Annotated in this window: 9 protein-coding genes; 3 read left to right on the plus strand and 6 right to left on the minus strand. The window is 64.7% G+C overall.

What is annotated here, in order from left to right; all coding sequences use genetic code 11:
* Positions 1-182 precede the first annotated feature (182 nt).
* Entirely contained in the window at positions 183-3,068 is a 2,886-nt protein-coding gene (locus KAJ83_RS03550; RefSeq protein ID WP_210680618.1) for a hybrid sensor histidine kinase/response regulator, read from the minus strand.
* 164 nt (positions 3,069-3,232) lie between these two features.
* Entirely contained in the window at positions 3,233-3,895 is a 663-nt protein-coding gene (locus KAJ83_RS03555) for a histidine phosphotransferase family protein (protein WP_210680619.1), read from the minus strand.
* A 110-nt stretch (positions 3,896-4,005) separates the two neighbouring features.
* Here KAJ83_RS03555 and KAJ83_RS03560 point away from each other — a divergent pair, with 110 nt between their 5' ends.
* Together KAJ83_RS03560 and KAJ83_RS03565 are read left to right on the plus strand one after the other, a co-directional pair.
* The gene (locus KAJ83_RS03560; protein ID WP_343221928.1) at positions 4,006-4,218 is read left to right on the plus strand and encodes a DUF3553 domain-containing protein; all 213 of its coding nucleotides are present in this window, start codon (positions 4,006-4,008) and stop codon (positions 4,216-4,218) included.
* A gap of 164 nt (positions 4,219-4,382) precedes the next feature.
* Positions 4,383-5,864, plus strand: a complete 1,482-nt coding sequence (locus KAJ83_RS03565) for a sensor histidine kinase (RefSeq protein WP_210680620.1) — start codon at positions 4,383-4,385, stop codon at positions 5,862-5,864.
* A 35-nt stretch (positions 5,865-5,899) separates the two neighbouring features.
* Here KAJ83_RS03565 and recJ read toward each other — a convergent pair whose 3' ends face one another.
* From recJ to KAJ83_RS03585, 4 genes are all read right to left on the minus strand, one after another.
* The gene (gene recJ / locus KAJ83_RS03570) at positions 5,900-7,735 is read right to left on the minus strand and encodes a single-stranded-DNA-specific exonuclease RecJ (protein ID WP_246484178.1); all 1,836 of its coding nucleotides are present in this window, start codon (positions 7,733-7,735) and stop codon (positions 5,900-5,902) included.
* A complete protein-coding gene (gene glpX / locus KAJ83_RS03575) occupies positions 7,728-8,687 on the minus strand; it encodes a class II fructose-bisphosphatase (RefSeq protein WP_210680828.1) in 960 nt (319 codons plus the stop codon). Before glpX ends, recJ begins: the two co-directional genes overlap by 8 nt.
* 127 nt (positions 8,688-8,814) lie before the next feature.
* The gene (locus KAJ83_RS03580; protein WP_210680621.1) at positions 8,815-10,113 is read right to left on the minus strand and encodes a homoserine dehydrogenase; all 1,299 of its coding nucleotides are present in this window, start codon (positions 10,111-10,113) and stop codon (positions 8,815-8,817) included.
* A 167-nt stretch (positions 10,114-10,280) separates the two neighbouring features.
* On the minus strand, positions 10,281-11,528 hold the full coding sequence (locus KAJ83_RS03585) for an LL-diaminopimelate aminotransferase (RefSeq protein ID WP_210680622.1): 1,248 nt from the start codon (positions 11,526-11,528) through the stop codon (positions 10,281-10,283).
* A 350-nt stretch (positions 11,529-11,878) separates the two neighbouring features.
* On the opposite strand from KAJ83_RS03585, the gene KAJ83_RS03590 reads away from it, so the two are divergent.
* Positions 11,879-12,172: a circadian clock KaiB family protein gene (locus tag KAJ83_RS03590; protein WP_210680623.1), complete on the plus strand. Its 294-nt coding sequence runs from the start codon at positions 11,879-11,881 to the stop codon at positions 12,170-12,172.
* Positions 12,173-12,196: the final 24 nt, after the last annotated feature.

Consider the following 12,196-nt stretch of genomic DNA (forward strand, 5'->3'; position numbering starts at 1 on the left):
CGGGGTCGCCCCCTTGATCACGACCCATTCGGAACCGACCCGCGGGCCGTCTCGAATGCTCGGAGCGAGCTTACTCCCCGCGATATCGCCCTGCAACGTATAGGCGTTCCCGCCTCGGGGCGATGGAAGCGAGAATCTCCATCACCGATCCGGAACGACCTCCGAACCGACAGCGGCGCATCTCAACCGTGGCGTGAACCGCTATCATAACCCGATCCGGCCGCGCTTTCCTCCAACGCCGCCAGCAGACCATCGCGATCATGCTTGGCGACATAATCGGTGAAGCCCACGGCATGGCCCCGCTCCAGATCCTCCCGCTCGGTGTGGGAAGAGACGGCGACGATCGGCACATTGGCCCAGCGGCCGCCGGCGCGCAGCTTCTCCACGAGGTCGAAACCGCTCATGCCCGGCATCTCGATGTCGGAGACGATGGCGTCGAACATATCGCCCCGCTCATAGAGTTCCAGCGCCTGCTCGGCGCTCTCCACCGAAGTCACCGCATAGCCGGCGACCGACAACATCGGCGTCAACAGATTGCGGAAGAAAGCGCTGTCATCGACCAACAGCAACCGTGAGCGCTTCGCCTTGCCGGACTCGATCGCCTTGCGGTCGGCCGCGAACCAATCCGGGAAAGCCTTGGTGAGGAAGAAGGTCGTATCCAGTATCTCGGTCGCCTTGCCGGCCACGATCGCGCTGCCCAGCATACCGTCGGTCTTGTCGCTGAGTTCGACCGACAGACGATCCTCGACGATATCCAGGATTTCGTCCACGACGAGACCCATCGAGCGCTCGCGGTCCGTGAAGACGAGCGTCGGGCGCTTACCCTCCTTGGGAAACTCGATCCCGTCCCGGATCGGCACCAGAGGCATCAGTACGCCGCGATACTGGATCATGGCCCGGCCGTTGGAATACTCGACGGAGCCGAAATCGACCTCCTCCAAGCGGGCGACGAGGCCGAGCGGCACCGCCTTCGGCGCCGCGCCGCCGGCCCGGAACAGCAGCAACGCCACGCGATCCTCCTCGACCAGATCCATGTGCTCGTCACGAGCCTCGCCACGCTGGTCCGCGACCGCGATCTCGCCCGTCGTCTGGGCGATGCCGTTGGGGTCGAGGATCATGATCACGCTGCCGTCGCCCAGGATCGTGTTGCCGCCGAAGATCGGCAGGTTACGCAGGATACTCGCGGTCGGCTTCACCACGATCTCCTCGGCGTCGTATATGCGATCGACGATAATGCCGAACGTATAGGCACCGACCTGGCTGACCACGATATAGGCTTCGCGGGCATAGGCGCCGTCGTCACCTTCCATGTCCAGGAGCTTGCGCAGCGTCACCAACGGCAACAGCTTATCTCGCAGGCGCAGAACGGGTGTGCCGTGAATCCGCTCGATCTTGTGCTCGCCGTCGTTCGAGGCACGGACGAGTTCCACGACGCTGATCTGCGGGATCGCGAAGCGCTCGTTCGAGCATTCGACGATCAACGCGTTCACGATCGCCAGCGTCAGCGGAATCTTGATGGTGAAGGTGGTGCCCTGCCCTTCGACCGAGGTCAGTTCGACCGTGCCGCCGATCTTGTCGATATTGCTCTTCACCACGTCCATGCCGACGCCGCGTCCGGAAACGGAAGTAACGGAAGCGGCGGTGGAGAAGCCGGCGGCGAAGATGAACTGCTGAACCTGATGCTCGGTCATCCCCTCCAGTTCGGATTCGGTCGTCAGCCCATTGTTGAGCGCCTTCTCCTTGATCTTGGAGAGTGCCAGACCCTTACCGTCATCCTTGATCTGGATCAGGATGTGCCCGCCTTCGTGATAGGCGTTGAGGGTGATGGTGCCGGTCTCGGACTTGCCGGCGGCGGCGCGCACATCCGGCGTCTCGATCCCATGATCGGCGGAATTGCGCACCATGTGGGTCAGTGGATCGCGGATGATCTCCAGCACCTGACGGTCCAACTCCGTCTCGGCGCCGATCATCTGCAGGTCGATCTTCTTATGCAGTTCGACCGACAGATCGCGCACGATGCGCGGCAGCTTCGCCCAGGCATTGCCGATCGGCTGCATGCGCGTCTTCATGACGCCTTCCTGCAACTCCGACGTGACGTGGCTGAGACGCTGCAGCGGCGCGCCGAACTCGCTCTCCGACTGGCTGCGCAGGATCTGCAGAAGCTGGTTACGGGTGAGCACCAGTTCCGAGACCATGGTCATCAGGTTTTCGAGCAGATCCACATTGACGCGGATCGTCTGAATGACGCCGCCGCCTTCCTTGCGCTCGACCGGGTGGTCGTCCCGCTTATCCGTCTCGGCGGGTGCCGGCGCATGATCGCCGGTCCTGGCGGGTAGGCCGGAAGCCGACGCGCGCGGGGCCGCTTTATGGGCCTCCGCGTGATCGGCGGACGCCGCCGCGTCGGCCTGCTTCTTCGCTGCCAACGGATCGCCCGGCCCCTTGTATTCCGTCGCGTCGAAAATGGCCTGCAGGGCGTCGTTATCCTCCGCCACGGGGCCATCGTCCGCGTCCGCGCCGGACGCCGCCGCGTCGGCTATCTTCTTGGCCGCCAGCGGATCGCCCGGCCCCTTGTATTCCGTCGCGTCGAAAATGGCCTGCAGGTCATCGCTGTCCTCGGCCGGCGCTTCTTCCTCCGCCCCCGTTTCCGGTTCCGGCTCGGCCGCGGGCGTGTCGGGCGCGCCCGGAACCTCGCCGGTTTCGGCCAGGTGATTCAAGCGCGCGATCAGATCGGTATCCTCGCCTTCCGGCTCCGCCTCCGTCGCCTCCAGCGCGGCCAACAGCGCCTTGATCTGGTCTAGCGATTCCAGGACCAGGGAAATCCGGTCCGCCGTCACCTCCAGCTCGCCGTCCCGGATCTTGCCGAGCACGTTCTCGGAAGCGTGCGCCACGGATTCGAGCCGGGGCAGACCAAGGAACCCGCAGGTCCCCTTGATGGTATGAACCATCCGGAAGATGCTGCTCAGTATCTGCTGGTCGTTCGGATTCTGCTCAAGCTTGACCAGTTCGACGTCGAGCTGATCCATGCTCTCCGCGGTTTCGGTTAGAAACTCATTCAGCAAGTCGTCCATGGATCGTCCCTTGTCATGATCCGGCGCCGGGGATGTCGCGTGCCCCGTGCGACCCGTTTCCTCTCACGCGACCGATCTCCCGGCGCGACCGCACCCTCGCGCGTCGTACCATGATGGTCGCTCAACCGGGGCGCAACCTACAGAAACAATGGTTAAGAAACGTTTTATCGTAAGCGACCCCCGCTCGCCTCCCTCTCCGCGGCTACCGCCATCAGGGCGAGCCTGTCCGCCGACTGCCGTTGCAACACCGCGGAACGCCCGCTTTCCGCGCACAAGACGGCCGTCAGATAAGCATGCACGGTGCGCGGCGTCAGAGCCTCGACATCCATCTCGACGGTCATCGCGGCCGCCACTTCCTGCCGTAGAGCCATATCGGTCCCCTCGGCGGTGACAAGGAAGCACGCATCGTCCAAAGACACCGTGACGACGCCGCCACGCGGCAGGGTTTCGGCGGCGAGCGCGATGAGATTGAGGATGAGCTTCCCTTCCCCCCCCATCAGAACCGGCACGACCGGCGCCATCGGCCAGTCGAGCGTCACGCCGTCCACATGCTCGAGAAAGCCGACCGTCAAGGCGCGTAATTCCGGCAACCCGGCGGCCTCCCGCCCGGCACGGCCATAGGCCATGCGATAGAACTGGAGCCTGGCCTTGAGATTGGCGGCGCTTTCCGAGACCAGATTGGTAACGTCCTGACCGGCTTCTCCGCCCATTTCCTCGATCAGTTCCAACCCGTTGGAAATCGCGCCGGACGCTCCGACCAGTTCATGGGCGAACCGCGCGGTGACGAGTTCGCTCAACCGGAGAGCTTGATCGAAGGACTGTGACATAGGACGCTTTCCCTGGTCGCTACCGAACATCGAACACCATTCTTTCCGCGACCTTAGAGCGGTTCATCGCGATACGGAAGCATCCAGGTCGATCCGAAAGCGGGAATAGCATGAACAATGATGAAGGCGCGAAGCGGGCTCGCGCGGCGGCCGCGATGGAGCATGGGCTGGAACCGGGTGATTTCGTCCGTCATCCGCGCGAACCCGACTGGGGGCTCGGCCAAGTACAAAGCGTCGTCGGCGCCAATGTCACCGTCAATTTCGAGGATCGCGGCAAGGTCATGATCAATACTACCGTCGTGTCACTCGTCCTCGCGCGCTGATCGAAAACGGTCATTACGGACGCGCGCGCCGCCGCCTTTCGACCGGCCATTGAACGCACGTATTGCGACAGTGCCTGAAACCTCTCCACTATTTCCGTGCTTTACGGCTCCTTAAGGTTTCTGTCCTAAGGTTGGCGCCTCATATTCAACTGGAACCAACCGCCATGAGCGATACGCGATCAAACGCAGTCCGCGCGGCAATGCGGCATGCGCATTTCGCCGAGCACGACCCAACCGGGGCGTCTGCGCGTCGAATCGCCCAGATATTCGGACCGACGCGCCGTTTAATTCCGGTCTCCCTCGGCTATCTTCTATTTCTGATTCTCATCGTCGTTAGCACGAACTTCCTGCTCGACTTGCGCGCGCGGCAGTTGATCTCGGAACAGGCCGGGCGCTACTCCGTCGCCTGGGCCGAATTCGTCGGCGCGGGCCTCAAGAATCATCGGACCATCCTCTCGGGCGACTCGATCGACCCGGCCGATATCGAATTTCTTCGCGCCGCCCTGCACGTACGCGACATCTTCCGCTTCAAGCTCTTCGACGAAACCGGTCGACTGCTTCTCGATTCCCGTGATCTCGGCCGTCCGAACCCGTTGCGGCGCCGCGCGGATCATTCCGACACGGCACGCTGGGCCCTGACACTGAACGAGGCGGTCGCCACGATCAGCACGGACCACGATGATCCGTCCCGGCCAGCCGTCTATGTCGAAACATATGTTCCCTTGATCATCGACGGCATGCCGATCGGAGTGGCGGAAGTCTACATCGATCAGGTCGACGCCACCCAATCGATCGAGAGCAACTTCCTGGAACTCGGCCTCGTGACGGGCGCGGCGATGGCGGTCGCCCTGCTGTTCCCGACCGGCTGGCTCTTCGTCCTTCTCCGCCGGCTCGACCGTCAGAACGAACGGTTGACCCATCACAAACGCCGCGCCGAGGAAGCGGAGCGGATCAAGGCCGACTTCATCGCGCGAATGAGTCACGATCTCCGCACGCCGCTGAACTCGATCATCGGCTTCACCGACCTCATGCGGACCATACCGGAAATCGCGGCCTCGCCCGAAAAATGCCGGGAATATGCCTCCCTGATCCACCGAAGCGGGCATAACATGCTGGCCTTGGTGAACGATATTCTCGAACTATCCGCCATTGAGTCCGGGAAACGCGCGCGCGTTCCCGTGCCGATCGACCTCGCCACCGCGCTCGCCGATTGCGCGAAGGAACTGCGCCCCATGGCCGATCGCAAGAATGTCGCGCTTACGATCGCCATCGATCCCGACTGCGCGGCGCCAATCATGGACGACCAGTCTTTCAACCGTGCCCTGGGAAACCTTCTCTCCAACGCGGTCAAGTTCTCGCCGGCGGGTGAATCGATCGAGATTCACGCGACACCCGCCGACGATCGCGTTTCCATCGCGGTGCGCGATCACGGGCCGGGCATCCGGCCGGCCTTGCTGCAAACGATCACGGACCCTTTCACCCAGGGCGAACAGGATCCGTTCGTCGCCCGCAACGGCGTCGGCCTCGGGCTTTCGATCGTCAAGGCCCTGCTCGAGGAGAATCAAGGTGAACTCCGTATCGAAAACGCGACGGGAGGAAGCGGGACCATCGCGACAATAATTCTGCCGAGCGCGCTGGATGCTTAAATAAGCGGCGGAACATCATAGCCCGCGACGTCTTCTCAACCGGCCGCCGCCGCATCATCGATGAGAAGCTGCGGTTCCTCCCGCCCTTGCCAGTTATCGACCCGCACCTTGCCGGCGAGGTGGACGGGCGCGCCGCCCCGGGCGCGCAACAGCAATTCGCCCAGCGGCTGGTCCGCCGCGCGGAAGGCGATGCCCTTCACGCGCCCACCATCGCCGCCGGCGACGATCACCCGCACATGATCGCGTCCGACCACGTCCGCCTTCACGATACGGGCGTCGGTAACGGCGAAGCGCGGTTCCGCGTTGCCCGGGCCGAAGGGCTGCAACCGTTCCAGCGCGCGCGCCAGATCGACGGACGCGCCCGCCACATGCAAGGCGCCGTCGAGCGTCAGCGTCGGCACGATACCGTCGGCGCCGACCTGATCCGCGATTCGCTCCGCCAGGAAATCCCGGAAAGCCTCCCCGCCCCCCGGCGGCACGGTGAAGCCGGCAGCCATGCGGTGCCCGCCACCGTTGGCGAGCAGCCCGGATTGTCGTGCCGCGATAACCGCCGCCCCCAGATCGACACCCTCGACCGACCGGCCCGACCCCTTGCCGACCCCCGCATCGTCCAGGGCGACGACACAGGCCGGGCGGTTGTACCGTTCCTTGAGACGACCCGCGACGATGCCGATGACGCCCGGATGCCACCCGGGCGCGCCGGCATAGACGAGGCTCTCGCTCACCCCTTCGCCGGCCTCCACGGCCGCGATCGCCTGATCGAGGCATTCGCGCTCGATCTCCTGACGTTCCTGATTGTAGACATCGAGGCGCCGGGCCAGTTCGGCAGCCAGCCGCTCGTCCTCCGTCGCAAGGAGACGAACGCCCAGATCCGATTCCCCCACGCGCCCACCGGCATTGACCCGGGGCCCCATGAGGAAGCCCGCGTGATAGGTGCCGGGCACGCTGTCGACCCGCGCCACGTCGGCAAGCGCCCGCAGCCCCGGATTGCGACGGCCCGCCATGACCTTCAGCCCCTGCGCCACCAGCGCCCGATTGACGCCGGTCAGCGCCACCACGTCGCACACGGTGCCGAGCGCCACGATATCGAGCCATTGCATCAGGTTCGGCTCGCCCCGGCCGGCACGCTCGTACCACCCGGCCTCCCGCAATGCCTTGTTGAGGGCGACGACCAGCAGGAAGGCGACACCGACCGCCGCCATGTGTCCGTGCGGGCTGGTCTCGTCCAACCGGTTCGGATTGACGACGGCGACGGCCGGGGGAAGCGTCGGTTCCGCCACATGATGGTCGACCACGATCATGTCGAGGCCGACCGACGCCGCGTGCCCCAGCGCATCGAAGGCCGTGATGCCGCAATCGACGGTGATCGCGACATCGACGCGATGGTCCCGCCGCAGACGCTCCAACGCCGCCGCGTTCGGGCCATACCCCTCCTTCAGCCGATCCGGAATATAGGGAAACAGTTCGACGCCCAGCGCCCGGAAGAACCGGATCAGCAACGCCGAGGAGGTGGCGCCATCCACGTCGTAATCGCCGAAGACCGCGATCCGTTCCCCGTCCCGCACCGCGCGGACGAGACGATCGACAGCCTTGTCCATGTCGAGAAGATGGAACGGATCGGGCAGGTCCCGACGCAATGTCGGCTCAAGAAAGGCCTCGGCCTCCTCCGGCCCGATGCCGCGCGCCGCGAGCGCGCGACCCACGCTCTCCGGCAGGTCGAGGCGCTGGGACAGGGCAAGCGCACGACGCCCATCGACCGCCCGGCCTTCCCAGCGTTTGCCCGAGGCGGAGCGTTCGACGCCGAGAAAGGCGTCGCCCCGTCTTCCGGTCGGCGATTCCGACCGATCCAGCGTGAGCGCTCCGTCAGCCAATCCAGTCCTTCCGGTCGAAATTATGCAGGCTTTCGATCTTACGCACCGTGCCGCTGCCCGAGCGCATCACGATCGTGTTGGTGGACGCGCCATTTCCATGAATCCGCACGCCATGGACGAGCGAGCCATCGGTGACGCCGGTCGCGGCGAAAATCACATCGCCGCTGGCCAATTCATCGAGGTTATATTTGCGGTCGAAATCGGTGATGCCGAGACGCGACGCGCGTTCGCGCTCCTCGTCCTTACGGAACAGCAGGCGCCCCTGGAACTGCCCGCCGATGCAGCGCAGCGCAGCGCAGGCCAGCACGCCTTCCGGCGCGCCGCCGGAGCCCATATAGATATCGACGCCGTTCTCTCCCTCGGTCGTCTGGATGACGCCATAGACGTCGCCGTCGCCGATCAACTGAATGCTGGCCCCGGCCTCCCGCACCGCCTTGATCAAATCGGCGTGACGCGGCCGGTCCAGGATGCAGACGGTCAGATCCTTGACCTGCTTGCCCTTGGCGTCGGCGACGTTCTTCAGGTTTTCCGCCGGGCTGTTGTCGAGATCGACGATACCGTCCGGCAATCCGCCACCCACCGCGATCTTGTCCATATAGACGTCCGGCGCGTTCAGGAATTTACCCTTCTCCGCCAGCGCGATGACGGCGAGCGAATTCGGCAGGCCCTTGGCGCAGATCGTCGTGCCTTCCAGCGGGTCGAGGGCGATATCGACCTCCGGCCCCTCGCCGGTGCCAACCTCCTCGCCGATGAAAAGCATTGGCGCCTCGTCGCGCTCGCCCTCGCCGATGACGACGGTGCCCCGAATATTCAACCGATTGAGGGCCGAACGCATGGCGTCGACCGCCGCCTGGTCGGCCGCCTTCTCGTCGCCGTGACCGCGCCACTTAAGGGCTCCGATCGCCGCCGCCTCGGTCACGCGGGCCGCGTCCAGCACCAGATTACGATGCATCAACATGTTGGTTCTTCCTCCCGAAACGCCCCTGTGGCCACCCACCGCGTTTAACGGGAGTCGGCCCGATTCGACAATCCCCGACCGGACCCGCCATTCACCGGGCGACGGACGGGACCAAACGATCCTAGTCCCGCTCGATCCGAATGAGGGTCGGCGGTTCGACCACCGCATCCAAACCGTCGATGGCGACCAGTACCTGCTGCATCGCGGCCTCGGTGGTCTCATGCGTCGTCATGACGACATCCACCGGCTCTTCCGGGTCCCGGCCGCGTTGAATGATGGATTCCATCGAGACCGCGTTGTCCCGCAACACCGCCGTCACGTCCGCGATGACACCCGGCCGGTCGATCACGCGCAATCGAACGTAATAGGGCCCGACATGGCCGGTCATCGGCAGGCTGGCCGCCGGGGTCAAGCGCTCCGCCGGAACGCCGAAGACGGGCGCGCGCCGGCCGGCCGCGACATCCAGCACATCGGACATCACCGCCGAAGCCGTCGGCCCCGCACCGGCGCCGGCGCCTTGCAGCACGGTCGCGCCGACGAAATCGCCGAAGGTCTCGACCGCGTTGGTGACCCCCTCGATCGCGGCGATCGGCGCCTGGACCGGAACCATGGTCGGATGGACGCGCTGGTAGATGCCGTCCTCCGTCCGTTCCGCGATGCCGAGCAACTTGATCTTGAACCCCAATTCCCGCGCGAATTCGAGGTCGAGCGGCGCGATCCGCCGAATGCCCTCGACATGGACATTCCCGAAATCGACCGCCGCGCCGAAGGCGAGGCTGGCCAGGATCGCGAGCTTGTGTGCCGCGTCGATGCCATCGACATCGAAACTCGGATCAGCCTCCGCATATCCCAATGACTGCGCTTCCTCCAGCACGTCGTCGAAGGCGCGGCCGGTCTCGCGCATCTCGGTCAGGATATAGTTGCAGGTGCCGTTCAGGATGCCGTGCACCCGGGTAAAGCGGTTGCCGGCCAGCCCCTCGCGGATCGCCTTGATGATGGGGATGCCCCCGGCGACCGCCGCCTCGTAGCCGAGCGCGACCCCCTTCTCCTCCGCCAGCCGGCCGAGCGCGGTGCCATGATGGGCGATCAACGCCTTGTTGGCGGTGACGACATGACGTCCCGCCTCCATCGCGGCCTCGCAAACGGCCTTGGCCACGCCGTCCGAACCGCCGATCAACTCGACCACCAGATCGCATTCGGCCTCCCTGGCCATGGCGACCGGATCGTCCCACCATTCGAAGGCGGACAGATCGACACCCCGGTCGCGCCCGCGATCGCGCGCCGAGACGGCGACGACCTCGACGCCAGCGCCCGCGCGATCCGTGAGAAGGCGGCCCTGGGCCGCGATCAGCGCGATCGTCCCGGCACCGACGGTCCCCAGGCCCGCGATCGCCAATTTGATGGTGCGCTCAGCGGTCATACCCTGTCCCCTCTCCCGATCCGATCCAACATTTCGCCATGCCGCCCCGCGTGGCGCGCGACGAGCGGCCTTCCGTTACCCGGCACCACGGGCCGTGACAAGGGCTGTCTGGCCCGCGCACGGACTGAACACAGCCCTGCCCCATAATCGACGCACGGGTTATGCTATCAGCCCGCCGTCCCGCCGGCACGGGCGGGGGCGTCCCGTTCCGTGTCCCGCGCCCCTCCGGCCAGGAAACCCTTGATGCCGCGCAGTGCCTGCCGGGTGCGGTGCGTATTCTCGACCAGGCCGAGACGGACATAGCCCTCGCCATACTCCCCGAAACCGATACCGGGCGCCACCGCGACCTTGGCGGCATCCAGCAATTGCTTCGAGAAGGCGAGCGACCCCATCGCCTCGAAGCCCGGCGGCAAGGGAGCCCACACGAACATCGTCGCCTCCGGTACCGGTACGGGCCAACCGGCCTTGGCGAGGCCCTGGCACAGGACGTCGCGACGTTCCTTATAGAGCGCGCGCACCTGATCGACGCAATCCTGCGGGCCGTTCATCGCCGCCGTCGCCGCCACCTGGATCGGCGTGAAGGCGCCATAATCGACATAGGACTTGATGCGGGCCAGCGCCGCGACCAATGCCTTGTTGCCCGCCGCGAAGCCGATCCGCCAGCCGGGCATGGAATAGGTCTTGCTCAGCGACGTGAACTCGACCGCGATCTCCTTCGCGCCCGGAATTTGCAGCACGGAAGGCGGCGGCATGTCGCCGAAATAGATCTCCGCATAGGCGATGTCGGAGAGAATATAAATGCCATGGTGTCGGCAGAACGCGACGACCTCTCCATAGAAATCGAGATCGACGCATTGCGCCGTCGGATTCTGGGGAAAATTCAGGACGACAGCCAACGGCTTCGGTATCGAATGCGCGACCGCGCGCTCCAGCGCGGCCATGAAATTCTCGCGAAAGCTCATCGACGGATCGCCGCCCGCCGGCAGGCTGCGGATCGCGCCGCCCGCGATGATGAAGCCGAAACTATGGATCGGATAGCAGGGATTGGGCACCAGGACGACATCGCCCGGGCTGGTGATCGCCTGGGCGAGATTGGCAAGCCCCTCCTTGGAGCCGAGGGTGACGATCGCCTCGCTCTCCGGGTCGATATCGACGCCGAAGCGACGCTCGTAATAGGCGGCGAGTGCCCGGCGTAGCCCGGGGATGCCCCGGCTCTGCGAATAGCGGTGGGTCTTGGGGTCCCGCACCGCCTCCACCAGTTTCTCGACGATATGTGGCGGTGTCGGGCTATCCGGATTGCCCATGCCGAAATCGATGATGTCGTCACCCGCCTGGCGCATGCGCTGCTTGTGCGCGTTCACCTCCGCGAAGACATAGGGGGGAAGCCGTTTGATTCGATGAAACTGCTCGGTCATCGTCGTTCCGCCTCTTGGCCACAATCGCTGGCCGCTCCTATCCGAAAATCACCCTATGCACAATGCGCCGACATGGACCAATGCCGAATGCCGAAGGTTCGGTGCCTCGCCTTCGGATACCGCTTCGGACAAGCACCGCCGTGACGCATGGAAATTCCGGATTCCTAAGCTTTTTCAACGCCAAGGTTGCTTTTTTCAATGAATTCAAAGGAAAAATCGAACCTTCGGTTGTATTGCCCCTTAATTTCCTATAGGTATATAGGGTCATTTTCAGACTAATCCGAAAGGGTCGTGACACACGTCCAGGCTCCTCTCTCACCCCCTCGCGCACTCGGTTCAAGGAGACGGTGATGGTCGATTCACCCGCCCCAGAAATGGAGTTGCGGCTTTTCCTCGACGGGCACAATGCGCGGGCTCGCGTGACCGAGGAGACCTTGCGCGAATTGCTCGGCCACAATTTCCCCGATCAATACCGGCTGGAGGTGATCGATATCCGCCAGAACCCCGCCGCGTTGGAAGAGGACGACGTTCTGGCGACCCCGACGCTCGTCAAGCGAACGCCACCGCCGCCTTCGCGCCTCATCGGTGATTTCTCGGACGAGCTGGCGGTGCTGCAAGTGCTGCGTCCGTCCCTGATGCGATAGAGGCGTGCCGTACCGGCCGCGCCT

This window comes from Marivibrio halodurans (genome assembly GCF_017963645.1).
Lineage (GTDB): Bacteria > Pseudomonadota > Alphaproteobacteria > UBA8366 > Aestuariispiraceae > Marivibrio > Marivibrio halodurans.